A 24,203-nucleotide genomic window follows, 5' to 3' on the forward strand; every position below is an offset into this window, starting at 1 on the left:
CATGACCCCGCACCCTGAACCGGGGGGCTACCAGGAAGGATCATGGCAAGGACGCCACTTATCCCCCGGTCCGATGTCCGATCGTCGTTCGCCGGGTTTACGCTGGTCGAGCTGCTCACCACGGTGACCATCCTCGGCATTGTGCTGGCGACGGGCACACCCGCCCTGCGGGAGCTGCACCAGCGACAGCGGGCCATTGCGCTCACCAACTTACTGGTGACCCACCTCCACCACGCCCGGCTGCACGCCATCACCCACCGTGTGCCGACCGTGCTCTGCCCCACCACCGACGGGCTCGCCTGCAGCGAGAACTCGGACTGGACCGGCGGATGGGCGATCTTCCCGCAGCCAGAACGCGCCAAGCCGGCTGAAGCCTCGCCGGCGCTACTCGTAGAAGCCACGACACGCGGCCGCGGAACAACCATCACCTCCTCCGGCGGTCGCAAGCAGATCCGTTACCTTCCGGACGGGCGGAGCTCGGGCAGCAACACCACGATCTCGATCTGCCTGGATGGCTTCCAGGCACGCCAGGTGATCATCAACAACGCCGGTCGCGTAAGGACTTCCGTGCCCGCGGCTGGCATGCCGTGCAGCTGAAGAAAAAATTTTTCACGAAGGTGTTGCACAACAAATCATCTCCCCATAGAATGCACGCCTCGCCCGAATAGCTCAGCCGGTTAGAGCACTTGACTGTTAATCAGGGGGTCGTTGGTTCGAGTCCAACTTCGGGCGCCAGTTACATCAAGGACATAGGGTCGCTTCGGCGGCCCTTCGTTTTTCTAGCGTAGCCAAATCGTAGCCAGTCACCGGTTGCTGTATCCGCACCTGCTCCGCGTAGCGTTTCAGGTCATCCATGCCGAGGTGGGCGTACCGCTGCACCATCGCTGGCGTCTGCCAACCTCCGAGCTTCTGCAAGACGTGCATCGGCGTCCCGCCTTGCGCGTGCCAGCTTGCCCAGGTGTGCCGCAGATCGTGCCAGCGGAAGTTCTCGATGCCCGCACGCTTGAGCGCATTTCGCCACGCCTTCGTGCTGGTCTTGAACTCCACCGGCTTGCCCCGGAACGTGAACACCCACTCGGGGTTCTTCCCGCGTTGCTCTGCGATGACCTGCATGGCTTCGGTGTTCAACGGCACTGGAATGGCCCGCTTTCCCTTGGCCTCGCTTGCGTCCACCCACGCCGCCTTGCGCTCGAAGTCAACCTTCGACCATCGCAGCCCCTTGACGTTGCCTTGCCGCAGCCCCGTAGCCAACGAGAACCGCGCCATTGCCCGCAGGTGTTCCGGCAACTCGGCCAGCAGTCGTGCCGCTTCACCGCGTGTCAGGTAGCGCACCCGGCCTTGCGGCTCTTTCAGCAAACGGAACCGAGGCAGCCTGTCGAGCCATTCCCATTCCAGATGTGCTCGACGCAGGATGGCTCGCAGCACTTGAATCCGCCGGTTCGTCGTGGCGTTGCTGACGCCGGTGTTCTGGCTTTCCTGCCGCAGTCCATCCACCACGTCGCGGGTGATCTGCGCCAAGTCCATGCCTTCCAGTCGGGGTTGCAGCCACCGCAGATGCAGCTTGTCGTCACCGACCGATTTCTTGTTCACCTCCTCGTTCAAGTAGCGAACCACGGCTTCATCCCATATGCGGCGCGGCTTTACGCCGAGACGCTCCTGTTCCCACAGTTCGGCTTTGCGCTTGTCGTGGAACTCTTGAGCCTGCCGCTTGTTGGCAGTCCCAGAGCTTTGCGACACGCGGCGACCACTGGACCGCCCAGAGTTTCATAGACACTCATCGGCCGCTTTGCGCGTAGCGCCTTTCGAACTCTACCGGTGAGACATCGCCAGCGGAACCATGCCGACGAACCGGGTTGTAGAACATCTCGATGTAGTCGAACACGTCCGAGGCCGCCGCGGCCCTGGTCGGGTAGATCCGCCGCTTGATCCGCTCCTTTTTCAGGACGCTGAAGAAGCTCTCGGCCACCGCGTTGTCGTGGCAGTTCCCGCGGCGGCTCATGCTCGGCACCATCCGGTGCACCTTCAGGAACGATTGCCAGTCGCTGCTGGTGAACTGGCTGCCCTGGTCGGAGTGCACCATGACGCCCGGTCCCGGCTTGCGCCGCCATGCCGCCGCCACCAGGGCCTGCAGCACCAGGTCGCTGGTCATCGTCGGCGCCGTGGCCCAACCCACGATCTGCCGCGAGTACAGGTCCATCACCGCCGCCAGGAACAGCCAGCCCTCGTAGGTGCGGATGTAGGTGATGTCGGTGACCCAGACCTTGTGCGGCGCGGCGGGGGCGAAGTCGCGGTGGAGCGCGTTGTCGACCGCACCCACCGGGCCACCGCGATGTCGCGGCTTGCTCCCGTAGCCGACCTGCGCCCGCAGACCCTCGGCCTTCATCAGCCGCTGCACGCGGTGGCGGCTGCAGGTCTCGCCCGCTTCGCGCAGGTCAAGCGTGATCTTGCGGTGGCCATACACGCCACCGCTGGCCAGCCAGAAGTGCTTGATCAGCCCCAGCAGCCGCTGATCCTCGCGCTCACGCAGGCTGGCCGACTGCCGGACCCAGGCGTAGTAGCCGCTGCGGTGCACGCCCAGCACCCGGCACATCGCGACCAGTCGGAACTCGCCGATGTGCGCACGCATGAACGCGTACTTCGCCCTTACCCCTTGGCAAAGTACGCGGCGGCTTTTTTTAGAATGTCGCGCTCCTCGGTCACGCGCCGGAGCTCGGCCTTGAGGCGGCGTATCTCCGCCGAGTCGGTCCCCACCAACGCAGAGCCTGCGGCTGCCTTCCCGGCCTTCTTCGCCTTCTGCACCCAGTCGTACAGCGTGTGCTTGGGGATCCCGATCCGCGCGGCCACATCCGCCACCGTAAAGCCCCGCTCGAGCACCTGCTTCACCGCCTCCGCCCTGAACTCATCCGTGTATCGCTTGCTGCTCATGAACACCTCTGCTGTAGCCATGAATTATGGCCTGCGGGTGTCTACAAAAGGCTGGGCGGTCCAGACCACAACCGGTTTCCGACCATAGCAGCCGGTTCATTCCCACTCCGCGAAGCGGCGGCTACCGAAGCCGAACACCCGCTGCAGAGGCCAGTCTTTCGGTTCCTGGCCGCAAGGACGCGCCATGTCGCACCCCAACGGATTCACCCTTGTCGAAACGCTGGCGACGCTCGCCATTCTCGCCGTGCTGCTCGCCATCGGCCTGCCCGGCTTCAGCGACGTGCTCGCGCGGCATCAGGTGCGGACCACGATTCACCTGATCAGCACCGACCTCGCAATGGCCCGCAGCAGCGCGATCATGCGCCGCGCGCCGGTCGTGGCCTGCCCGGGCACCGGCATGGACGGCTGCAGCGGCGGCGCCGACTGGAGCGGCGGCTGGATCGTGTTCGCCGACCCCGACGGCAACCGCAGGCCGGACACGGTGGCCGAGCTGTTGCGGGTCTCCGATGCGCCTTCCGGCGCCGGCGGCAGGCTCCGGCTCGGCGCGACCCGCCACTTCGTGCGCTATCAGCGGGATGGCCGCAGCGCCGGCACCAATCTCACCGTGCGGGTGTGCAGCGGCGAAGCGCTCGCCGGCGAGGTCATCGTCAACAACCTGGGCCGGGTGCGCAGCGCGCGCCCGCAGCCGCCGCGCCCCTGCCCGCTCTGAACATCGCCGTGCTGCGCCATGCGCCCGGATCCGCCACGCGGACACCCCGCGAAAATTTCCCGCCCCGCGCCGTCCCGCGAGGCTTGACCCCCGCCGACAACCGACTAGAATGTGCGTCCCCGCCCGAATAGCTCAGCCGGTTAGAGCACTTGACTGTTAATCAGGGGGTCGTTGGTTCGAGTCCAACTTCGGGCGCCAGAATACCGAAAAGCCTGTGCAGCGATGCGCAGGCTTTTTTTGTGCTTGTTAACGGGCGTAAAAAAAAGCCGCGGAGCGATCCGCGGCTTTTCTGTGGGTGTTACCAGCATTCGGATAGAGGCGCCGACCCCGACTTGCCCTTCGCGCCCGCGCTGGACAGGGTCAATGTTCCACAACGGTCGCTCGCTTGGCCGCCGATGGGCGTCGCCGTCAGCACGAACGACTGGGCTCCCGCCGCAAGGGAAGCCGGCGTGATGTTGTAATGCGTCGTGCTGCCGGGGTCCTTGGGGGACACGGTGTAGGGCAATGCCCCCGCATACGAGTTGTTGACCGTGTGCCGGCGCTCCAGTAGCTGCGCAAGCTCCACGAGATCGGCCTTCGCCTGGCCACGCCGCGCCTTGCGCACCGAGTCCTGGTAGTTGGGAACGGCGATCGCCGCAAGGATCGCGATCACCGCGACCACGACCATCAACTCGATCAGCGTGAACCCGCGCGCGTGCAACGGCCGGCCCCTGGCGATGCTGTTGCTGGATGACTTCACGACCTCTCTCCTGATCATCGAATCTGCCGCCATGACTGCCGCCCGCATGCGCGCGGCATGTACAGCGGCGGTGCGCCTGCCACCTGCACCAGCATCGAGCACTGTGCGGCGAGAGCGGCGTCCAGCTCGGCCGCCGTCGCACCCGCTGCCAGCGGCGGCAAGCGTGGCGACGTCAGCACCGCGACTTCCTTGACCGGCGCGGTGCCGCCGGTCGCCAGCGCGACCGCACCTGTCGCAGCGCCATACGGATCACCGGTCGGCGAACCCACGGACACCCCGCTCAGTGCGGCTCCTCCGCTCAATGCGTTGAGGCCGTACAGCCAGTTGTTGCCGAGGCCACTGCAGCCGTCCGAGACGGCAGGATCGTAGGTGGGCATGAAGACGATGCCGTTCTCGATCCGCGGATGCGACACCATCCGTTCGCCCGCCGGCAGATCCACATACCATCCGCGGGAGCCCGCGCTCATCGCATTCCTGGTGACGACCCGGGACGTACTCCCGGCCGGGCCGACGGTGACAGTCTGCGCCGTGAGGTTGGAGCGGTCCAGCGTCGTCGACAGCCCGCGGTCGATGACGCCGTACAGCGACTGCATGCTGAGATCTTCCTTGTCGCCGACGAACGAGAAGCTGCCGGTGCCGAAGTAGACCATTACGCCACCACCAGGTGCGAGCGCAGCCGTCAGGCCGCCCGTGATCGGCTGCCGGTAGCCATCGGGCTGCGTGGCGGTGACGAACACCGGCGCGCTGGAAACGGTGGGTGTGGTCGGGCGCAGGTCGAACCGCCAGAGCGCACCCTTCTGGTCCGCCGCGTAGACCGTATCGGCGTAGCCGTCGCGACCGGTGAGGTTCAGCGTCGCGTTGTCGCCCGTGTACCGGTCGACGGCGACGATATTGCCGATACCGTTGCTCGACCCTGCCGGCGCCACGCTTTCGTTGGCCTGGATCCGCTGCACCGCCCCCGTGGCGATATCCACGACGAACAGGACCGCGTTGCCGTTGGGGCTGCCGTAGCCGTTGCCGAAGATCGCCTTCCAGCTCACGGCGCCGCCGATGCTCTTCACCGGCACCACGACCGGCTTTCCGAGTACGTGACCGAGATCACGCTGGATTGCAATGTCGGAATGCGGGCCGAGCTCCCAGAGTCGGCTCCCCGCGTTGAAACCGGCAGGATCGGACACGTTCAACGCGAATACGCTGCGCCCACCTGCACCCGCCGTCCCGACCAGCACCGTCTTCCAGCCCGAACCGCCACCGCCCCAGGTGGCGCCGTGATAGGCATCGGCGACCGTGATCGGGCCGTCGACGAAATAGCGGTGCTTGAAGTCCGGATCATTGTCCTTGCCCGCGAGCGGCAGCAGCAGGTTGCCCATGTGGCCGAGCGCGGTCGAAGGAATGTAGGCGAAACGCTCGATGCCGCCGTTGGCGTCGCTGCGTCCGTCGAATGCATGCAGCATGCCGTCATTCGCGCCGACATAGATCATCGGCGGCCGCGCGCTCTTTACCGCGAGATACGCGGAATAGTTGAAGCGATCGGATACCGGCGGGTCATCCGTGCTCATCAACGCCCGGTACCCGAAGTCGTCGGTCGGCGAGCTGAGCACCGGCGAGGAGTTGATGATGCTGCCGAGCCGTGTCGTCCGGAACCTCAACTTGCCGGTCCCGCCGGTGCGGCCTTCCTCGTTGGTCTGGTCGCCGAGCAGATAGGTGATTGCCTGGCCGACATCGACGCCGATGTTGCTGGTGATCGACGCGGCGGTGCACAGCGAATGCGTCGACGGGCTGTTGCACAGGTCGTCGAGCGACAGCGAGGCCGTCGATCTGAACTGCGCGGGCGTCGCACCTGCTCTCGAGTACCAGACGTTGCGCGCGGCGGGGGCGGGCAGGAGCGCGCTCGCCTCCCAAGCGTGCACATAGTTGACCTCGCCCGTGATCGGGTGGGTCTCCGGACGCTGCGCCGTCAATGTGCTGTACCAGTCCGTCGCGAAGTTGCGCGACTCGTAGAACGGCTCGACCGACAGCGAACCCGAGCCGATCCGGGCGCCGGTGATGCCGATGCTGCCGGACGGCGTGGTGCCTTCGGCCACCGCACCGAGGATCTGACGCATGGCCGCGGTGATGTCCGCCGGCGTGCGGGCATTGATCAGCTGGCCGCGCGTATTGACCGCCGCGTGCCAGATATCGTCGATGGTGCTGCGGTTGTCGTTCTGGCGTGCTGGCCAGTGGTTGTAGACCGCCGGATTGGTGTACGGATCCAGCAGGTTGTCCGGATCGTAGAGGTTGCCCCGCCCGTTGAGCGTTACCCCGTAGAAATTGACGTGCAGATTGCTCTGGCAGTCGATCGACGGATCGGTCGACGGACAGCCGGAGGGCACCCGCACCTGTCCGGCAGGCAGGTCCGTGCGCAGCGGCGACTGGCCCGATCCGGTATTCAGGTAATAGGTCGCGGCGATGTCCGCGAGGGTATTGTCATGCCCGTCGGAGAACGGCGTTCCCATCGCCGTATCGATGTTGCCGACCGTCGGACCATCGTTGTTGCTGTAGCCGTCGGTGAACAGCATCATCGCGTTCTTCTGGCACGCCAGCTGCACCGGCGCACCGCCCTGGAGCGAGTTCGTGGGATCTGTGCGCTTGAACTGCTGGCCGGCCGCGTACACCGCCTGACGATTGGTTGTACCACTCCAGGCCGGCCTGGCCAGGACCTGCGTATAGATCGCCTGCTTGTCCGTCGGAACTTCCATGTGGCGCATGTGCACGCGCTCATGGCCGGACGGATTGAGGGCCGTGGTGACATCCGGCTGGTCGAACGAGCCGTGCTGGCTGATGCGGAAGTAGCCGATCCGCATGTTGTTGACGTCGACCAGCGAATGGGTCAGGCCGGCGATCAGGGATTTGTGCCGGTTGTTGTAATACTGGAACCAGTTGGCGAAGTTCTGCATTGCGACCGCATCGGCCGCACCGATCGTGTACTTCCACATGTTGCAGCCGGTGCCGCAGGCATTGTTCACCAGCTCGCGGGCCACGCCGGCGTAACCGGCCGGTACCGGAGTCGATTCCTTCAGGAAGAAGGTCGGCAGGTAGTGCTCGATGAAGACGACGCAGGTCGTGTTTGCCGGAATTGCGATATCCGTGGTGGCGGTGACCCAGACGCCGCCGCCGGTCAGGCCGCCGCACCCCGCCGAAGCCTCGGTCTGATACTTGGTGCCCGCCGGCACCACCATCTGCGCCTTCAATACATAGCGATCATCCAGTCTTCCGTTGGTAGTCCCGACAAAAGTCCGGTCATACGGCTGGGTCAGATCGAGCGTCCAGTTGGCGTCGGAACCGCCTGCCGCAGACTTGACGTGGCCGGTCGGGTCGATCAGCACAGCCCTGGGATCGGCCTGCGCATAGGACGTGCCGTCATAATTCAACCATGGCTCATACGTGGTTTCCGGATCGAAATAAGCCGGGTTGAACTCGGGCGATCGCGCGAAACCGAACCGGTCAATGGGAACAAGCCCGACATAATTGTTGCCCGTAGCGGAATGGTTTCCCGGCAGCCGGTAGGTGCCGCCATACGAGTACGCGTAATTGCAGACATGGCCTGCTGCCGTATTGCTGGTTCTGCGGGTGGCATACAGCTGACCGGCCGGATTGAAGAAACTGAGCGGCTGACCATCCGCTGGATTGGTCCAGCACGCCTTGCCGTCCGCGCCGGGGAACTGGTTGTGGAACTGCATCGAACCCGAGTCGTCGGCCGCGATGATGAACGCCGGCGTGACCTGCGACTCGAAGTTCAACGGCGCCTGGGCCAGCGCCCCCTGCCCCTGCACCGCGAATGCCGAATAGACGAAATAGCCGCCCGCCGCGAGGACGGCAACCGTCAGCGACGAGATCAGTTTGGTTCTGCGCGAAGCCATGGCGCGGCCCTCAGGGCTTGAAGATGGTGTCGATCGCCGCGGACGCAGACGCGCTGCTGCCGTTGTCGGTCGAATAGGTGGTGACCTGATAGATCGGATTCGGGTCTTCGTTGATCGGCGCGCCCATCGCGATCGGCGCGTTGCCGGAAATGCAGGGACCGATCAGGCGGGCGTTGACCTTCTGGTGATCGCCAGCGGACAGGCCGAAAGGCCTGGCCCAGTCCACCGGATCGAAGCCCTCTTCGCAGACCTGGTTGATGTTGCCGGCAGAAATCGCATCGCAGCCGGGCGTCGATCCGGTCCGGTTGACGATGTCCTCCAGCACGCACTCGACATTGCGGGCGGTGGCCTCGGCGTTCTGGAACGCGATGTTGACCGCGCGGTAGTTGGCCGACATGCGTTCCTGCATGCTGGCGACCTGCATGCCGACGATGCCGATCAGTGCCAGCAGGATCAGCATGATCAGGGCCACGTACAGCACGGCGCCGCGTTGCGCGTGCGGCGATGGCGGACGGGAGGCGTTGCGCGGCATGGTCATCGCATCGGTTCCATCAGTTGCCGAACAGACGGTTGCGCAGGGCGACCGTGGTTTCGTAGGTGGCGCGGAAATGCGTGTCGCCGGTCGGCGGCGCGAACGCGACGCCCATCACCTGGCGGTTGGTGGTGGGCTGCGCCGATGCGGCCCGGTTCGGGCTGCTGGCCAGGATGCCCACCTGGACCGTACCGACCCGGCGCCACTGCTCCGCGGTGTCGGTGATCGTGGAGGCGCTGCGGTAGTCGTCGATGTATCCGCTGGGCGCGGTGGTGTCGACCGTCGTCACCCGGTCGAGCCCGTAGATGAACTGCAGGCTTTCGATGCCTTCCACGAGTTCTTCGCGGCCCGTCGCGGGATAGGCGCCGCTGTTGTCGGCCCGGGCCCGCCACAGTGACCGCCCGCCGCCCGCGCCCGGCGCGACGTAATAGACCAGCGATTCGGCGCGATAGAGCATCGTCTGCCCCGCCGGCTGCGGCGTATAGCGATCGATCGTGGCATTCAGCGTGACCGTACCCCCGGTCGCGTTGACTGCCGATGCCGGGAAAAGGTCCGCAAACGTGCAGTCGGCGATCCCGAACATCGTCGGGTTGGCAACGCCATCGGTGGTCAGCGCGTTCCAGCGCGCAGGCGGCACACTGATCAGGGTGCTCGAGGTCGTCGGATGGGTGATCGTGCTCACCGGCACGCCCTGGTTGCCCAGGTAACGCAGTTCGATGATGTCGCTGCCCGCGAGCGCGCCCAGGTCGTCGAACGCTGTCGGCAGACCGGGCGTCCAGCCTGCTGCAGGCGTGGCGAGATTGATCGAGCCTCCCGGCGCCGAGCCGGTCGCATCGTAGCCGCGGATCGAGACCGGGAACCCTGCCGAAGCGGCGGTATGGTTGACCAGCGCCCCCGGCGTCAACAGATGCGCCTGATCGTTGACGCAACCGAAATGCCCGGCCATGCGCAGGTCGCGCTGCAGGTAGTCCATCGCGAACCGTGCATTCTCCTGCACGCGTGCCATTCCCTCCGAGGTCTGGGACGCCGCGCGCGAGGCGGAAAACACCTGCACCAGGGCCAGCAGCAGGATCGAGCCGATCAGCAGCGCGATCATCACCTCGATCAGCGACAGGCCACGCATCCGTCCACGCATCAGATGGGCGCTCATAGGCGGGTGCTCACGGCGAAGGTGGTGGGAGAGCCGCTCTCGACGCGCTCGGCCCACGTGATCGCCACATTGGCGACCCCGTCGGCATAGCTGACGTTCGCTGCCGCGCCCGGGCCGAGCGCGTCGGCCACGCTGCATTTCCAGCGCGCGATGCTCTGTGCGGCGGTCACGCGGCTTGCAGGTCCCGTGGTCGTGGGCCGGGTACAGCCTCCGGCCGGAACCGTCACCGATCCCGCGGTGAAGCTCGACGTGCTGCCGTACAGCTCGACGGACAGACGGTTGGCGCGCATCTGGTCGAGAAGATCGTGCGCGAGGTTGGTCGCGACGGTCCGGTAGTTCGCGCTCTGGGTGTAACGGAGGTTCATCGTCTGCAGCAGCGCATACCCGAGCAGGCCCAGGGCCAGCACGAGGATCGCGATCAGCACTTCGATCAGGCTGAAGCCTGCGACGGACCTGCGCGGCCCGGAGCTCCGGCGGATGGGTCGAGTCATCGGTTCACCAGTTCAGGTGGTACAGGTGGTTCGGGCGACCCGGGCCTGTCCGGTTGCGGACACGGTCAGGACGCGTTTCAGATCGGTACCGGATGCGCATTCGCTCGGCTGCACGGTGAATTCGCGGGCGCCGCCCGCCTGACGGCCGCGATTGTCGAAGCGGATCGGGGCGGACGTGCCACCGACCAGGATCCGGTTTCTCGCCTGCACGTAGCGCACCACGCGCTCGGTGCCGTCGATCGCGCCGTTGCCGTTCAGATCGATCCAGACAGCCCAGCCGTCTCCCCAGGCGCCCGACGCATCGCAGCTCGTTCCGTTCGCGCTGGGGCAGATCGCGGCGCCGGTGGGGTTGCGGATCGCCTCCGAGCGGGCCAGCGCCAAGGAGCCGATCAGCTCGTTGGTCGTGGTCGCCACGCGGTTGGAGCGGAGCGTGTACTCGAAATTCGGAAACGCGATCGCGGCCAGGATCGCGACGATCGCGATCGTGACCATCAGCTCGACGAGCGTGAAACCCGCTGTACGTATGCGGCGCATTCCTTCTCCCCGAGACACCTGACCGAGTCCTGCAATCCGGAAGTCTAGGCGGGTGGGCATCCGGTGCAACCGTCGCCGGATGGACGGTCGCAAAGGGGTGACGAACGTATCCGGCGCCCCGTCTGCAACAGTCCCGGCCGTGCCTGGACCGCCCGCGCCCTCAGGCCACGACCTCGTAGCACGGCTTGTAATCCCCGGAGATCTTCATCCGCCGCTGCTCCACGAACGCACGCAGCAGCGCGTCGAGCGACTGCATGATGTCGCGGTCGCCGTTGATGCGGAACGGGCCGAATTCCTCGACCCGGCGCAGGCCGTCTTCCTTGACGTTGCCGGCGACGATGCCCGAGAACGCGCGGCGCAGGTCGGCAGCCAGTTCGTGCGGCTTGCGGCCGTGGTGCAGGTCGAGCGCGGCCATCGCCTCGTGGGTCGGGACAAAGGGCTGCTGCAGGTCCAGCGGGATCGACAGCGACCAGTTGAAGTAGAACGAGTCCTTGTGTGCGACCCGGTATTCCTTGACCTTGCGGATGCCGGCCGACATCCGCCGGGCCACGGCTTCCGGATCCGCCACGATGATCTCGTAGCGCGACGCGGCCACGTCGCCGAGCGTCAGCCGGATGAACTGGTCGATCTGCTCGAAGTACGGCGCAGACGCGGTCGGGCCGGTCAGGATGAAGGGGAACGGGATGTCGCGGTTCTCTTCCTGCAGCAGCAGGCCCAGCAGGTAGAGGATTTCCTCGGCCGTGCCGACGCCGCCGGGGAACACGATGATGCCGTGGCCGAGGCGCACGAAGGATTCGAGGCGCTTCTCGATGTCCGGCATGATCACCAGCTGGTTGACGATCGGGTTCGGCGACTCGGCGGCGATGATGCCCGGCTCGGTAATGCCGATGTAGCGCGTGGGATGCTTGCGCTGCTTGGCATGCGCGATGGTCGCGCCCTTCATCGGCCCCTTCATTGCACCCGGACCGCAACCGGTGCAGATATCCAGCCCGCGCAGGCCCAGCTCGTAACCCACCTGCTTGGTGTACAGATATTCGTCACGCGGGATGGAGTGGCCGCCCCAGCACACCACCAGGTTCGGGTCTCCAGGCTGCAGGCCGCGCGCATTGCGCATCAAGCCGAATACCGCATTGGTGATGCCCTCCGACGACTCCAGCTCGGCCGCATATTCCGGCCCCAGCTCGATCGCTGTATAGGCCAGGTCGCGCACCACGGCATACAGCAGCTCGGCAATGCCCTTGATGATGACGCCATCGACAAACGCCTGCGCCGGCGCATTGACCAGGTCGATCAACACGCCGCGGTCCTGCTGGGTCACCTGGATATCAAAATCCGGGTACAGGTCCGACGCCGCACGCGGATCGTCCGAAGCACTGCCGCTGGTCAGCACCGCCAGCGCACAACGGCGCAGCAGCTCGTGCATGCCGCCGCTGGAAGCATCACGCAGCCGTGCCACCTCCGCACGCGACAGCACATCCAGCCCGCCACGCGGGTAGATACGCGCATCCTGCACCGGCAGCGCACGCGCCATACCTTCCTTCCTGCTCATTTCCATCGTCATTCCATCCATATCGGTGATCGACTTTAGCGCCGCCCCCACAAAAAGGAAAACGGCCGGGTTGCCCCGGCCGTTCTCGGTTTACATCCGATCAGTCAAGCGATCAGAACTTGTAGCGGAAGCCGAGCTGCAGCGACCAGCGCGACTCCCAATCGGTCCATGCCTCCTTGGTCACACGGCTCGGGTCGAAATTGTAGATGTACTTGCCGGTAGCCTGATCCACACCTTGGAAATCCACGGCGACACGGTCGCCATAGGCCGAGTTGTACTGGATGCGACCCCAGTCCTTGTTGATCAGATTGCCGACGTTCATCACGTCCAGCCAGATTTCCGACTTGTGTCCCTTGAAGAACGCCGGCAGCTCCTGGCTGATGCGCAGATCGAACTGATTCACCCACGAATTGCGCAGGCCATTACGCTCGACAACGCCACCCTTGTAGCCGGCCAGTCCGTTCGCATTGACCCACTCGAAGAAGGCTGCTTCCATCTCCGCGCCACCGGTGAACAGCACTTCACCCGCACCACCCGGAATGTAAAGCAGGTCGTTGGTGTAGCCATCGCCGTTCATGTCATTGGCGAAGCGCCAGCTGTGCGGAGCACCCGAGCGACCTTCGTAGAACGTCGAGATCGTGGTCGCATAATCGCCGAAGAAGGATTTGCGGAACTGCAAGCTGCCAACGATACGGTCCTTGATTTCGTAGTTGGAAGTCGCAGCCGCATCCGAGTTCGGATCGAAAACAGCCTTGTTCGACCAGTTCGAGATGGCGCGCGAGCTGGTCAGCGGATTGACTTCGGTGGCATTGGTGTAGGTGTAGTGCAGCGACCAGCCCCAGGTATCAAGCAAGGGTTTGTTGAGGCCAACCGTGAACTGTGCACTGCGACCCTTGTCCGTGTTTTTCATCAGGATCACACCATCACCCGCCCAGCCCGTCACATTTTCGTAGCCGGGAATGGTGTCGGCCAGATCTGCGACGCCAACGCTGCCATTGGCACGCGAGCGGTTCGAACTGCCGGGCGGGGCATAGACGTTGGCCGAATAGAAGGTCCGGCCATCGTTCTGCGAATCGACGTAGGTCGGCGCCCCCAGGTCAAGGCGTTCAAAATGCAGGCCCTTGTTGACCTTGGTGTACAGGAACTCTGCCGACGCAACGATACCGTGCCACGGCAGCTCGGTATCGAACGCCAGGTTGGTCTTCCATACCGACGGCTGCTCGAAGTCGCGGTCCATCAGGTTGACCATCATGCCGTATCCGCTGGCCGGATCAGGCTTGGGCATGTTGTTCACGTCATCCAGCACCACCGGCAGCCAGCCATCGGCCGTATTGCGGTCGTTGTAACCGATCAAGCCGAAACCGGTGTTCTGGTACGAGTTGCCCACCCACACGTTCGCTGCAGAACCCTGGAACAGACCAACACCACCGCGCAACTGGGTGGGGCGCTCACTGTCGAAGGTGTAATTGAAGCCGAAGCGCGGCTGGACCAGTACATCGTCCATCTTTGCACGGTTGTCGTAACCGAAATACTGCTGCACCAACTGGTTGTGCACCGGCACGTCATCCATGCTCGGCAGATCGGCGCGCAGGCCGAACATCAGCGTCAGGTTGTAATTCACCGCCCAGCTGTCCTGCACGAACAGGCCGGTATTGGCGTGCTTGTAACGCATTGCCACCGAGTCCAGGTCATTACCCGGAATCGGCGCATTGAGGTCATAGACCGAGTACTGGCCATTGCGGAACGCATCCAGTCCGGCAAACACATACGTGCCCCAGATGTTCTGGGCGTACAGGTTGTAGACGTCGTTGCGCTCCCAATCGAAGCCGAACTTCAGCGTATGGTCACCGACGTACCAGGTAGCCGCACCGAAGGCGTTGTCGGTAGTGGTGTTGATCTGGTTGCCATGACGGAACTCGTCCGTACCGAAGTTAAGGTACGGCGGGGCCACGCCCGTATCGCCAAAGGTGATGATGACCTGTGGCAAAGTCGAGTACACGCTGCTCAGCGAATCGTAGGTGCGGCGGCCGACCTTGAATTCGGTCGAGAAGTTGTCACTCCAATCACTGAACAACTGCACCACCGAGGTTTCGACGTTCTTGGTGATGTCATACCAACGGCTGTTCAGGCCCAGGCCCGGGCCACGGATGCCAACGTTGTGGCTGTTGTAATTCATGCTGTTGCTGGAGCCAGCCAGGTTAGGCTCGACCTGCTCAAGCTTGGAGAAGCGCGCCGACAGACGGTGATCTTCGTTGATGTTCCAGTCGATCTTGGCAGCGTACTCTTCGACTTCATTCTTGATGCTGGGGGGGGACTCCATGCTACCGATGTCCACGCCGTACTGGTCGCGGCCAATCTGCTGCGCTTCGGCGATCTGGGCCTCGGTGATGCCAACAATGGTGTTGGCACCGGAGCCGATCGGACCATAGGAAGAGCCCGCACGGTCGCGGCTGAACTTCTCGTAGTTTACGAAGAAGAACAGCTTGTCCTTGACGATCGGGCCACCGAAGGTCGCGCCATAGGTCTGCTCGTCGTTGAAGCCGTTGAAGTCGGCACCGGACACCGGATGCTTACCCCACCAGCCGCCATCACGGTAAGCGCCATACACCGAGCCATGGAACTCGTTGGTGCCGGACTTGGTCACCGCATCGATCACCGCGCCCGTGGCACCGGTGATGGTGGTGTCGTAGTTGGAGATGTCGACGTTGATCGCCTCAATGGCGTCCATCGACACCGGCTGGCGCATGGTCGGGAAGTTGTTCGACTCCAGGCCGAACGAATCGCTGGTGTTGATGCCGTCAATGCGAATGGCGTTATAGCGCGGGTTCTGACCGCCGACACTGAGCTCACCGCGCGATTTGTCGCTCTGGGCGATACGCGGATCCATCCGGACATAATCCTGGATGTTGCGGTTGGCCGAGGGCAGCGCCTCGATCTGCTGCTGCGAGAGGCTGGTACCAGCCCCCATCTTGTTGGCACTGAACACATCCGAACCACCGGCAATAGCCATGACCTGCACCGCTTCCAGGGTGGTAGCGGCGAGGTCACCACTCAGCGTCCCATTGATCGTATTGGCTTGGCTCAGGCTCAGGTAGACGCCCTCTTCGGTCTTGGTGCCTTCACCCGGCTTGGTGATGGTGATGGTGTACGGGCCACCCACGCGCAGGCCGCGGGCGTTGTAACGGCCGCTGGCATCGGTGGTGGCACGGCTCACGGTGCCCGACTCGACGTGGGTGATGGTGACTTCAGCACCGGTTACCGGCTGGCCGGCAGCGGAAACGACCTGACCGCCAACACCTGCGGAGGTGCTCTGGGCGATGGCGGGAGCGGTTGCCAGGGCAGCGATAAGGCCCAGGGCAAGTTTGGACATCCGGAAACCGGGGTGATTCATTGGGTAGCCTCGATACGAGTTGGCGATTGGAGAAAAACGCGATCCATCAGCCCCGGGTTCCACCGGGCGCCTGATCGGCTGAATCTGAGGTGCCTTTCCGCGCAGCAAGGCAGCCGCAGCGGTTAACAACAGGTTAACACGATAGGCCTCTTTTGTGACGGAATCGCAACAACTTTTTTGCGTTGCAACACCTCACAGAGAGGCCACTGCGGATCACATCGCAGCTGCGGGCGAGCGCAGGTAAGCACTTATTCCATCAAGGAACATCTGCACGGAGATGGCGACCAGCAGCATGCCCATCAGCCGCTCCAGTGCGGTCAGCGCACGGGCGCCAAGCAGGCGGTAAAGCAGGGGCGCGCAGAGCAGGATCGCCGCCGTCGCGCCCCATGCCAGCAGCAGGGCCATGCTCCAGTCGGCAAGCCGGGTCGGTTCGTTGCTGCCCATCAGCATCACCGCTGCCATTCCGGAGGGACCGGCGACCAACGGGATGGCCATCGGCACGATGAAGGGCTCGCCGTCCGGCAGCGCCCCCATCAGCCCTTCCGGTCGCGGGAAAATCATGCGGATGCCGATCAGGAACAGCACGATGCCGCCGGCGATGGCCACCGATTCCTGGCGCAGGTGCATCAACTCCAGCACGTACTTGCCGCCCCAGAGGAAGCCCATGAGGACGACCAACGCGATCAGCAGCTCGCGCACTAGCACGATCCGTTGGCGGTGTGCCGGTAGCGGCTTGAGCAGGCTGAGGAAGACCGGAATGTTGCCCAGCGGATCCAGGATCAGGAACAGGAGCAACGCGGCCGAAAGCACGGTCATGCCTGCAGCACCCTCACCTGGCCGCGATACGGCGCGCCGGCCGGCGACAGCAGTTCGACGCAGGCGTCGGCGTAGACGGCCGGCGAATCGGCAGCGCCATCCTCGTCCAGGCTGAAAGCCCGGGCCCGCAGGGCGGTTCGCATCGGCCCCGGCTGCAGACCACTGACCCGTACCGGGCTGTTTTCCAGTTCGTGGGCCAGCGAGGAAAGCAGGCCGCGCAGGCCGTGCTGGGCCGCGCCATACCCGCCCCAGTACGCCTGCGCCGTTCGCTGCGGATCATCCAGTGCGAATACCACGGCCGCGTCGTCCTGCCTGCGCAGCAGCGGCAGACAGGACTGGGTCAACCACGCGCGGGCAGTGAGGTTCACGTGGATGGCCCGGGCGAAGGCCGCCGGGTCGCCGAGCTCGAACGGAGTCAGGCCGGCAAAGTCGGCCGCGCAATGCAGCAGACCGTCCAGTCGCCCGAGCTCCGACTCCAGTCGCTGCGCCAGCTCCTGGTAATCGTCGGGAGTGGCGCCCTCCAGGTCCATCGGATAGAGCAAGGGCTCGATCCCGGCCTGGGCCACCGCGTCATAGACGCGATTGAGGCGCGCAGGCTTGCGACCCAGCAGAACCACGGTAGCCCCGGCCGCCGAACAGGCGGTCGCGGCGGCGCTGCCCAGACCACCTCCGGCGCCGGCGACCAGCACCACCCGGCCGGCCAACGCGCCGGCATGCGGCTGGAGCATGGCGCTCACTGCTGGCCGGCCTCGGCCACGATGCGCTTGAGCTCGCCGGATTCGAACAGCTCCATGATGATGTCGCAACCGCCGATCAGCTCGCCATTGATAAAGAACTGCGGGAACGTCGGCCAGTTGGAGTAACGCGGCAGGTTGGCCCGGATTTCCGGATCCTCCAGTACGTTGATCGTGCGCAGGTGCTCGGCGCCCGCGGCCATCAAGGCCTGCACGGCGCGACTGGAATACCCGCACATCGGGTATTGGGGAGTGCCCTTCATGAACAGGACGAGGGGATGCTGGTCGACCTCGGCCTGGATGTTTCCCATCGGCATTTGCTACCTCCCGGAGAAAGCGAGAGAACCCACCGTCCTGGTCGGATAGACTCCCGTAGCCGGTCATTGTAAGCCACCTCCCGACCGCGCGCCTTCAAAGCACCTCATTCCCGATGCCTGTCGAACTGCCCGATCTCCCGTTCCTGCCTAGTTCCCTGCAACCCCACCTGTCCGCCGAGGCCGTGAACCGGCGCCAAACCATCCATCGCGCCTACGTCGAGCAGGTCAATGCGAGCATCGCCGGGACCGATCTGGAGCACGCCGGACTGGAAGAGATCCTCAGGCAGGCGCAGGGGAAGTTGTTCGAGGCCGCCGCCCAGGCCTGGAACCTTGGATTCCAGTGGCAATGCCTGACCTCGCCACGGGCCGGCGTGGAGCCCGGGGATGCGCTGGGCCAACTCATCACGCGCCACTTCGGCGACAGCAACCGCCTGCGTGAGGAATTCAACCGGATCGCACAGTCCACCGACGCACCGGGATGGGCATGGCTGGTGCAGCACCCGGACGGGACGCTCGGAGTCGTACGCTCGCTGCATGCGGCCACGCCGCTGACCGGCCCGGGCAACCCGCTGCTGGCCTGCGACCTGTGGGAACACGCCTACCAGACCGACTACCAGCAGGACCGCACGCGTTATCTCGACGGCTTCTGGAAGCTGGTCAACTGGACGTTCGTGGCCTCGCTACTGCGCTGACCGCACGGCCGGCGCAGTACGACCGGGCGTCGATCAGCCGGCAGATCCGTCGCGCAGCAGCGCGACGACCGGCCCCACCTGCGACTGGCGACCCAGCGCCTGTCCGACCTGCTCCAGCGCCTGGGCCAGTGCCTGCGGTGAATCCTCGCGCAGCGTGGCGTGGCCGACCTTGCGGCCATCACGCGGCTGCTTGCCGTAGTCGTGCCAGTGACCGCCGGCCTGCGACAGCACGGCACTCGCCTCGGGCATCGCCCCCAGCCAATTGAGCATGCAGGCATGCCCGATCATGCGGGTGTCGCCCAGCGGCAGGCCCAGCACCGCGCGCAGGTGGTTCTGGAACTGCGAGGTCTCGGCGCCCTCGCTGGTCCAGTGGCCGGAATTGTGTACGCGCGGAGCCATTTCGTTGGCCAGCAGCTCGCCATCGCGGCAGAACAGTTCCAGCGCGAACACGCCGACGTAGTCCAGGCGCTCGGCCAGGCGACGGGCATGGCCGATGGCCGCCTCGTGCTGGGCCGGGGTCACCTGCGCCGGCGCCAGGCTCGCCGACAGCACGCCGTCGACATGCCAGTTCCGGGTCAGCGGAAAGGCGCGGAACTCACCATCGCGAGCACGCACGGCGACCACGCTGAGTTCGCGCTCGAAGGCGACGAAGCCTTCCAGGATCAGGCCGGTGCGTTCTACCTGCCCACCCAGCTCGGCCCACGCGGGATCCACGTCCGCGGCCCCGCGGATACGGAACTGGCCCTTGCCGTCGTAGCCCAGGCGGCGGGTCTTGAGGATGCACGGCGTGCCGAACTCGGCCACACGCGCCGCCAGTTCCTCGCGACTGCGGATGTCGGCAAACGGCGGCAGCGGGATGCCCAGCTCCTGGAACAGGGTCTTCTCGCTGAGCCGGTCCTGCGCCACCGCCAGCGCGTCCGGATTGGGAAATACCGGACGCCGCTGCGCCAGCCACTGGGCACTGCCGGCCGGCACGTTCTCGAAATCGAAGGTGATGACATCGACCCTGTCGGCGAACTCCGCCAGTGCCTGCTGGTCATCGAAGGCACCGACCTGCAGCGGCGCGACCTGGCCTGCACAGGCGTCGGCGGCCGGATCGAACACCACGAAACGCAGGCCCAGCGGTGCGCCCGCCAGCACCATCATGCGGGCCAGCTGCCCGCCACCGAGGATGCCGACCGTGGTCATTTGCGCGGGTCGTCGCTGGCCATGACGCCCTCGGTCTGGCGCTGGCGGAACTGCGCCAAGGCCTGACCGATGGCCGGGTGATCCACCGCCAGCATCGCGGCGGCGAACAGGCCGGCGTTGGCGGCACCGGCGTTGCCGATGGCAAAGGTCGCCACCGGGATGCCGGCCGGCATCTGCACGATCGACAGCAGCGAATCCATGCCGTTGAGCGCCTTGGACTGCACCGGCACGCCCAGCACTGGCACCGCGGTCTTGGCGGCCAGCATGCCCGGCAGGTGCGCTGCGCCGCCGGCGCCGGCGATGATCGCGCGCAGCCCGCGCTGTCCGGCCTGTTCGGCGTACTGGAACAGCACGTCCGGCGTGCGGTGCGCGGACACCACCTTGACCTCGTACGGAACACCCAGCGCGTCGAGCTTCTGGGCTGCGTTCTGCATGGTCTCCCAGTCGGAGCGGGAGCCCATCACGATGCCGACAAGCGGCGCGGATTGGTTGGGGTTCATTGGCCGTCGCCTAGCTCAAAGACGTATTCTAGCCGCCTTCCCAGCAAGACCAAGACCCGATGGATCGCAAACTGCTCGACCTGCTGTGCTCGCCCGACACCCGCCAGCCCCTGTCGCTCCTGGACGCGCGTGGCCTGGAGGCCCTCAACCAGGCCATCGCCACCGGCAGCGTGACCAGGGCCGACGGCAGCGCGCAGACCCAGCCGCTGCGCGAGGCGCTGGTCACCCGCGACCGCAAGCAGGTGTTCCGCGTGGACGACGGCATCCCGGTGCTGCTGGCCGAAGAGGCCATCGCCACCGCGCAGATCGCCGACTTCCCCGCGGCGTGATGTCGCCCCGTCCGCTGCCCGCGGTGGACCCGGCCCAGGTCGAGGCCGACGTGGCCCGCGCTCTGGCCGAGGACATCGGCACGGGCGATGTCACCGCCGCCCTGCTGCCCGACCTGGCCGACATCGCCTACCTGCTGTGCAAGCAGGACGCGGTCATTGCCGGCCGCCCCTGGTTCGATGCCACCCATCGCGCGCTCGACCCGCAGGTCCGCATCGACTGGCGCGTGGCAGAGGGTGACCCGGTGGTCGCGGGCACGGTGCTGGCCACCCTGCGGGGCCGCAGCCGCAGCCTGGTCAGCGCCGAGCGCACCTCGCTCAATTTCCTGCAGACGCTGTCGGGCACCGCGACCACCACGGCGCGCTATGTGCAGGCCGTGGCCGGTACCGGCGCGCGCATCCTCGACACCCGCAAGACCCTGCCCGGCCTGCGCATCGCGCAGAAGTACGCCGTGCGTTGCGGCGGCGGCGACAACCACCGCATCGGCCTGTTCGACACGGTGATGCTCAAGGAAAACCATATCCGCGCCGCCGGCTCGCTGACCGCCGCGGTACACGCCGCCCGCGCGCAGCAGCCCAGCCTGCCGCTGGTGGTGGAAGTGGAAGACATGGAGCAGCTGCGCGAGGCCCTCGAGGTTGGCTGCGAACGCATCCTGATCGATGACTTCACCGCCGACATGCGTCGCGAAGCGGTGCGTATCGCCGCCGGTCGAATCCCGCTGGAAGTATCCGGCAGCGTCGACCTGGCCAGCGTGCGCGCCATTGCCGAAGATGGCGTGGACTGCATCTCGATTGGCGGCCTGACCAAGCATGTGCAGGCAATCGACCTGTCGCTGAAACTCGGCCCACCACCTGGCTGACTTCACGGCGCGGGAACGCCGACCTCTGCAAGGCTTGTGGCTCCCTGTCCACCCGTGCCTTGCAGATGCCATTCCGCCACCTTGCCCTCGGGCTGGTGCTGTGCGTGCTCGCAGTACCTGCCCTCGCTGCCGACGTCTGTGACCTGCCACCGCGCTACGGCCTCTCGGCCAGGGCGCAGGCCGTCATCCGCACCGCCTGCAACGAGCACCGGCTGTGGTATCGCAGCTTCATCGACCGCGAGGGCCGCATCGCGCGGCTGGAAGTCACCGAGGCCGAAGCGGTGGACCTGTCCGACCAGGGGATGATCGCGTGGCAGCGCGTGGCCAGTTACTGGCGCGAGGGCGGCACCCTGGGCGCGATGGCCGAAATTCCCGGCGCGTCCAGCTGCGAAGCCCCCTGGGGATCGCGTTACCTTGAATCGGACTGCCGCGCCTTCGTGCTGGACAACCCCTGGTCTGCCGCCTTCATTTCCTGGGTGATGGGCCGCGCCAGCGTGATGGGGTTCCAGGCGTCGCCGCGCCATATCGATTACATCCGCCAGGCCTTCAACCCCGCCCCCGGCGCCCCGTACCGGCTCGAGGACCCAGCCACCGGCAAGCCGGAGCCGGGCGACCTGCTGTGCTTCCTGCGCGATCGCGACCAGCCGCTGGGATATGCAGGCCTGCGCCAGGCGCTGGCCGAGGACCGCACTGCCAACTGGAAGACCCATTGCGATGTCGTCGTTGCCACCAACATCGGCGGGGACCGCACGGCCTACATCATTGGCGGCAACGTGATGAACACCGTGATGATGCGGATGCTGCCGCTGGATCGGGCCGGACGCCTGCAGCCCGCGACCGAGGGAACGGGTGCCGCCACCAGCGTGTTGCACGCGGAGTGCTCGCCGGGCCAGCCGCAACTGTGCGATCTCAACCGCAAGGACTGGGCGGCACTGCTGAAACTGCAGTCCACGATCCCGGCACAGCCTGCGCGATGAGCTGCCATGAGGGCCGTTGGCCGGGACGCTGTCGCCGCCCTTCCCTTCTACGCAGCCCGCCACCTAAAGTAGCGGCATGCCTAGTCTTATCCTGCTGATGATTGCCGGCGCCGCCGTTTACGGATTCTGGAATTCCTCGCGCGCGGCCGCCGAACGCGCCGGCGAACTCGGACGCAACGCCTGCCGTGCCGCCGACGTGCAGTGGCTGGACCAGGCTGTGCACGCCACACGGCTGCGCCTGTGCCGCCTGCCAAGCGGCTGGCTGGGTTTCGAGCGCACCTTCAACTTCGAATATTCGTATGACGGCATCGACCGCCACAGCGGCCGCATGGTCCTGCGTGGCGACGAGCTGGTGTCCTTTATCGGCCCGGGAGCCGCGCGCATCAGTCAGATCCGACGCGATACCGGGGACGCACAGGACCTCTGATTCGGCGCCCCGGACCAGCTCAGCCCCGAACAGGCATCCTGAAACGGAAAAACCGCGCCCCAGGGCGCGGTTTTTCATTGAGCCTTCCGGCACCGCAGCGCACCGCATCACGGTGCAGACAACTGACGTGCAGGCTACGGCTTACTTCACCACGCGCAGGTGCGGGCGCTTGCCCGGAGTCGGCGTGTCATCCGGCGTTGCCGGCGGATCCGGCGGCAGCTCGTCGTCCGGCGGCGTGGGATCGGAACCGTAGATGTCATCCGGCAGCGCCATGCCCTGCCCGGTCTCGCGCGCATACACCGCAAGCACGGCCTGGATCGGGACATGCACCGGGAAGCTGACACCGGAGAAGCGTGCGGTGAAGCTCACCGCCTCGTTGTCGATATGCAGGCGGACCACCGCCCGCTCGGCGATGTTCAGCACCACCCGGCCGTCCTTGACCGCGCTGGACGGCACCTGCACGCCCGGCATGCCCGCATCCACCAGGATGTGCGGGGTCAGGTCGTTGTCGTTGATCCACTCCACCAGCGCCCGCAGCAGGTAGGGGCGATGGCTGCTCATACGGAAAGTTTCTTCGCTCATGCGCCAAGTGTAAGCGCCGCGCGCGCCATCCGGGCGCGCGCATCACATCCAATCACTTTGCGTACAGCGTCAGGCCGGCAGGTCGCGCAGCTTGCGCTCCTGGTCGGTCAGGCTGCGGATGAAACCCGGGTTGCGGAAGATGCGGTTGCCGTAGTCCTCGATCGCCTTGCCATCCTTGGGCAGCGGAATGTCCAGCGACTGCAGGCGCCAGATGATCGGGGCCATCGCGCAGTCGGCCAGGCTCATCTCCGGGTTGAGGAAGAACTTGCTGGCCTTGAACAGCGGCACCGATGCAGTCAGCAGTTCCTTCAGGCGCTTGCGGCCGGCCTCGGCCTGGGTCTTGTTGCCCAGCTGGATGGCCTGGACCTCCGGCACCCAGTCATGCTCGATGCGCAACATCGCCAACCGCAGCCGCGCTCGCGACAGCGGATCGACCGGCATCAGTGGCGGATGCGGATAGCGCTCGTCCAGGTATTCGCTGACCACCGAGGCCGCGTACAGCACCAGCTCGCGTTCAACCAGGGTGGGCACCGAGTGGTAGGGATTGAGGTCGATCAGGTCCTCGGGTGGGTTCTGGGCATCGACCGGCACGAAGTCGTAGGTGACCCCCTTGGCGGCCAGCACCAGGCGGACCCGGTGGCACAGGACATCGTCGTTGGAGGAAAACAGGGTCAAGGTATTCCGCATACGCACACTCGCCGCCATTCAGAAGACTCTCCAACGGCCGGAATCCGCCGGCCGCATCGACGCCATCGGCCCACTGCCGATGGTCGTCACGGTCCCCGAGTGTGCAATCCGGCGCTGCCGGTGCCAAGGGTCAAAAGCTGGGTAGCTCCTGTCCGCCTCAGGCCATGCCACCCGGGAC

General features: G+C 65.7%; 24 protein-coding genes and 2 tRNA genes. 9 read left to right on the forward strand and 17 right to left on the reverse strand.

Going from position 1 to position 24,203, the window contains the following annotated elements:
• Positions 1-42: 42 nt before the first annotated feature.
• Entirely contained in the window at positions 43-597 is a 555-nt protein-coding gene (locus LG380_RS06645; RefSeq protein ID WP_225764122.1) for a GspH/FimT family pseudopilin, read from the forward strand.
• A 61-nt stretch (positions 598-658) separates the two neighbouring features.
• Positions 659-735 (forward strand) — tRNA-Asn (locus LG380_RS06650).
• Positions 736-741: 6 nt separating this feature from the next.
• On the opposite strand, the gene LG380_RS06655 is transcribed toward LG380_RS06650, so the two are convergent.
• Both LG380_RS06655 and LG380_RS06660 read right to left on the reverse strand, forming a co-directional pair.
• Positions 742-1,737 (reverse strand): site-specific integrase, encoded by a 996-nt coding sequence (locus LG380_RS06655; RefSeq protein WP_225764123.1) that lies wholly within the window; start codon positions 1,735-1,737, stop codon positions 742-744.
• Positions 1,738-1,774: 37 nt separating this feature from the next.
• A protein-coding gene (locus LG380_RS06660) for an IS3 family transposase (protein ID WP_225764124.1) occupies positions 1,775-2,925 on the reverse strand; the annotation gives its coding sequence in 2 pieces (ribosomal slippage) (positions 1,775-2,679 and positions 2,679-2,925; 1,152 coding nt in all).
• A 184-nt stretch (positions 2,926-3,109) separates the two neighbouring features.
• Between LG380_RS06660 and LG380_RS06665 the strand changes: the two genes are divergently transcribed.
• Entirely contained in the window at positions 3,110-3,634 is a 525-nt protein-coding gene (locus LG380_RS06665; RefSeq protein ID WP_225764125.1) for a GspH/FimT family pseudopilin, read from the forward strand.
• A gap of 121 nt (positions 3,635-3,755) precedes the next feature.
• Positions 3,756-3,832, forward strand: a tRNA-Asn gene (locus LG380_RS06670).
• A 100-nt stretch (positions 3,833-3,932) separates the two neighbouring features.
• On the opposite strand, the gene LG380_RS06675 is transcribed toward LG380_RS06670, so the two are convergent.
• The 11 genes from LG380_RS06675 to grxD all read right to left on the reverse strand — a co-directional run bounded on the left by LG380_RS06675 (position 3,933) and on the right by grxD (position 17,786).
• Entirely contained in the window at positions 3,933-4,373 is a 441-nt protein-coding gene (locus LG380_RS06675) for a type IV pilin protein (RefSeq protein ID WP_343237792.1), read from the reverse strand.
• Between the two features lie 14 nt (positions 4,374-4,387).
• Entirely contained in the window at positions 4,388-8,272 is a 3,885-nt protein-coding gene (locus tag LG380_RS06680; protein ID WP_225764126.1) for a PilC/PilY family type IV pilus protein, read from the reverse strand.
• 10 nt (positions 8,273-8,282) lie between these two features.
• On the reverse strand, positions 8,283-8,804 hold the full coding sequence (locus LG380_RS06685) for a PilX N-terminal domain-containing pilus assembly protein (RefSeq protein WP_225766502.1): 522 nt from the start codon (positions 8,802-8,804) through the stop codon (positions 8,283-8,285).
• A gap of 19 nt (positions 8,805-8,823) precedes the next feature.
• Positions 8,824-9,954: a PilW family protein gene (locus tag LG380_RS06690; RefSeq protein WP_225764127.1), complete on the reverse strand. Its 1,131-nt coding sequence runs from the start codon at positions 9,952-9,954 to the stop codon at positions 8,824-8,826.
• The gene (gene pilV, locus LG380_RS06695) at positions 9,951-10,445 is read right to left on the reverse strand and encodes a type IV pilus modification protein PilV (protein ID WP_225764128.1); all 495 of its coding nucleotides are present in this window, start codon (positions 10,443-10,445) and stop codon (positions 9,951-9,953) included. The genes LG380_RS06690 and pilV overlap by 4 nt, the downstream gene beginning before the upstream one ends.
• 12 nt (positions 10,446-10,457) lie before the next feature.
• Entirely contained in the window at positions 10,458-10,979 is a 522-nt protein-coding gene (locus LG380_RS06700; RefSeq protein ID WP_225764129.1) for a GspH/FimT family pseudopilin, read from the reverse strand.
• Positions 10,980-11,139: 160 nt separating this feature from the next.
• Complete coding sequence (gene ppnN / locus LG380_RS06705; protein WP_225764130.1) at positions 11,140-12,528, reverse strand: nucleotide 5'-monophosphate nucleosidase PpnN; 1,389 nt, start codon at positions 12,526-12,528, stop codon at positions 11,140-11,142.
• A 112-nt stretch (positions 12,529-12,640) separates the two neighbouring features.
• On the reverse strand, positions 12,641-16,027 hold the full coding sequence (locus LG380_RS06710) for a carboxypeptidase regulatory-like domain-containing protein (RefSeq protein ID WP_225764131.1): 3,387 nt from the start codon (positions 16,025-16,027) through the stop codon (positions 12,641-12,643).
• A gap of 105 nt (positions 16,028-16,132) precedes the next feature.
• Entirely contained in the window at positions 16,133-16,735 is a 603-nt protein-coding gene (locus LG380_RS06715) for a YhgN family NAAT transporter (RefSeq protein WP_225764132.1), read from the reverse strand.
• On the reverse strand, positions 16,732-17,463 hold the full coding sequence (locus tag LG380_RS06720; protein ID WP_225764133.1) for an SDR family NAD(P)-dependent oxidoreductase: 732 nt from the start codon (positions 17,461-17,463) through the stop codon (positions 16,732-16,734). The genes LG380_RS06715 and LG380_RS06720 overlap by 4 nt, the downstream gene beginning before the upstream one ends.
• Before the next feature lie 5 nt (positions 17,464-17,468).
• The gene (gene grxD, locus LG380_RS06725) at positions 17,469-17,786 is read right to left on the reverse strand and encodes a Grx4 family monothiol glutaredoxin (protein WP_225764134.1); all 318 of its coding nucleotides are present in this window, start codon (positions 17,784-17,786) and stop codon (positions 17,469-17,471) included.
• 113 nt (positions 17,787-17,899) lie between these two features.
• On the opposite strand from grxD, the gene LG380_RS06730 reads away from it, so the two are divergent.
• Positions 17,900-18,478, forward strand: coding sequence for a Fe-Mn family superoxide dismutase (locus tag LG380_RS06730; protein ID WP_225764135.1), 579 nt, complete (start codon positions 17,900-17,902; stop codon positions 18,476-18,478).
• Positions 18,479-18,511: 33 nt separating this feature from the next.
• Here LG380_RS06730 and LG380_RS06735 read toward each other — a convergent pair whose 3' ends face one another.
• Positions 18,512-19,666: a 5-(carboxyamino)imidazole ribonucleotide synthase gene (locus LG380_RS06735; protein WP_225764136.1), complete on the reverse strand. Its 1,155-nt coding sequence runs from the start codon at positions 19,664-19,666 to the stop codon at positions 18,512-18,514.
• A complete protein-coding gene (gene purE / locus LG380_RS06740) occupies positions 19,663-20,166 on the reverse strand; it encodes a 5-(carboxyamino)imidazole ribonucleotide mutase (protein WP_225764137.1) in 504 nt (167 codons plus the stop codon). The genes LG380_RS06735 and purE overlap by 4 nt, the downstream gene beginning before the upstream one ends.
• Before the next feature lie 59 nt (positions 20,167-20,225).
• On the opposite strand from purE, the gene LG380_RS06745 reads away from it, so the two are divergent.
• From LG380_RS06745 to LG380_RS06760, 4 genes are all read left to right on the forward strand, one after another.
• The gene (locus tag LG380_RS06745) at positions 20,226-20,495 is read left to right on the forward strand and encodes a Trm112 family protein (RefSeq protein ID WP_225764138.1); all 270 of its coding nucleotides are present in this window, start codon (positions 20,226-20,228) and stop codon (positions 20,493-20,495) included.
• Positions 20,495-21,352, forward strand: a complete 858-nt coding sequence (nadC, locus tag LG380_RS06750; RefSeq protein ID WP_225764139.1) for a carboxylating nicotinate-nucleotide diphosphorylase — start codon at positions 20,495-20,497, stop codon at positions 21,350-21,352. The genes LG380_RS06745 and nadC overlap by 1 nt, the downstream gene beginning before the upstream one ends.
• A 65-nt stretch (positions 21,353-21,417) precedes the next feature.
• Positions 21,418-22,329: a DUF2272 domain-containing protein gene (locus tag LG380_RS06755; RefSeq protein ID WP_225764140.1), complete on the forward strand. Its 912-nt coding sequence runs from the start codon at positions 21,418-21,420 to the stop codon at positions 22,327-22,329.
• A gap of 76 nt (positions 22,330-22,405) precedes the next feature.
• Complete coding sequence (locus LG380_RS06760) at positions 22,406-22,756, forward strand: DUF3301 domain-containing protein (protein WP_225764141.1); 351 nt, start codon at positions 22,406-22,408, stop codon at positions 22,754-22,756.
• A 141-nt stretch (positions 22,757-22,897) separates the two neighbouring features.
• Here LG380_RS06760 and LG380_RS06765 read toward each other — a convergent pair whose 3' ends face one another.
• Positions 22,898-23,338, reverse strand: coding sequence for a ClpXP protease specificity-enhancing factor (locus LG380_RS06765; protein WP_225764142.1), 441 nt, complete (start codon positions 23,336-23,338; stop codon positions 22,898-22,900).
• 69 nt (positions 23,339-23,407) lie between these two features.
• A complete protein-coding gene (locus tag LG380_RS06770) occupies positions 23,408-24,043 on the reverse strand; it encodes a glutathione S-transferase N-terminal domain-containing protein (protein WP_225764143.1) in 636 nt (211 codons plus the stop codon).
• Between the last annotated feature and the right edge of the window lie 160 nt (positions 24,044-24,203).

It is taken from the genome of Stenotrophomonas sp. Marseille-Q4652 (assembly GCF_916618915.1).
In the GTDB taxonomy this organism is placed as follows: Bacteria; Pseudomonadota; Gammaproteobacteria; order Xanthomonadales; family Xanthomonadaceae; genus Stenotrophomonas.

Coding starts and splice junctions, on each gene's coding strand:
- LG380_RS06645 (WP_225764122.1), top strand. CDS start 43: ATGGCAAGGACGCCACTTATCCCCCGGTCCGATGTCCGATCGTCGTTC.
- LG380_RS06665 (WP_225764125.1), top strand. CDS start 3,110: ATGTCGCACCCCAACGGATTCACCCTTGTCGAAACGCTGGCGACGCTC.
- LG380_RS06680 (WP_225764126.1), bottom strand. CDS start 8,272: ATGGCTTCGCGCAGAACCAAACTGATCTCGTCGCTGACGGTTGCCGTC.
- LG380_RS06685 (WP_225766502.1), bottom strand. CDS start 8,804: ATGCCGCGCAACGCCTCCCGTCCGCCATCGCCGCACGCGCAACGCGGC.
- LG380_RS06690 (WP_225764127.1), bottom strand. CDS start 9,954: ATGAGCGCCCATCTGATGCGTGGACGGATGCGTGGCCTGTCGCTGATC.
- pilV (WP_225764128.1), bottom strand. CDS start 10,445: ATGACTCGACCCATCCGCCGGAGCTCCGGGCCGCGCAGGTCCGTCGCA.
- LG380_RS06700 (WP_225764129.1), bottom strand. CDS start 10,979: ATGCGCCGCATACGTACAGCGGGTTTCACGCTCGTCGAGCTGATGGTC.
- ppnN (WP_225764130.1), bottom strand. CDS start 12,528: ATGAGCAGGAAGGAAGGTATGGCGCGTGCGCTGCCGGTGCAGGATGCG.
- LG380_RS06715 (WP_225764132.1), bottom strand. CDS start 16,735: ATGACCGTGCTTTCGGCCGCGTTGCTCCTGTTCCTGATCCTGGATCCG.
- LG380_RS06720 (WP_225764133.1), bottom strand. CDS start 17,463: ATGCTCCAGCCGCATGCCGGCGCGTTGGCCGGCCGGGTGGTGCTGGTC.
- grxD (WP_225764134.1), bottom strand. CDS start 17,786: ATGCCGATGGGAAACATCCAGGCCGAGGTCGACCAGCATCCCCTCGTC.
- LG380_RS06730 (WP_225764135.1), top strand. CDS start 17,900: ATGCCTGTCGAACTGCCCGATCTCCCGTTCCTGCCTAGTTCCCTGCAA.
- LG380_RS06735 (WP_225764136.1), bottom strand. CDS start 19,666: ATGACCACGGTCGGCATCCTCGGTGGCGGGCAGCTGGCCCGCATGATG.
- purE (WP_225764137.1), bottom strand. CDS start 20,166: ATGAACCCCAACCAATCCGCGCCGCTTGTCGGCATCGTGATGGGCTCC.
- LG380_RS06745 (WP_225764138.1), top strand. CDS start 20,226: ATGGATCGCAAACTGCTCGACCTGCTGTGCTCGCCCGACACCCGCCAG.
- nadC (WP_225764139.1), top strand. CDS start 20,495: ATGTCGCCCCGTCCGCTGCCCGCGGTGGACCCGGCCCAGGTCGAGGCC.
- LG380_RS06755 (WP_225764140.1), top strand. CDS start 21,418: ATGCCATTCCGCCACCTTGCCCTCGGGCTGGTGCTGTGCGTGCTCGCA.
- LG380_RS06760 (WP_225764141.1), top strand. CDS start 22,406: ATGCCTAGTCTTATCCTGCTGATGATTGCCGGCGCCGCCGTTTACGGA.
- LG380_RS06765 (WP_225764142.1), bottom strand. CDS start 23,338: ATGAGCGAAGAAACTTTCCGTATGAGCAGCCATCGCCCCTACCTGCTG.
- LG380_RS06770 (WP_225764143.1), bottom strand. CDS start 24,043: ATGGCGGCGAGTGTGCGTATGCGGAATACCTTGACCCTGTTTTCCTCC.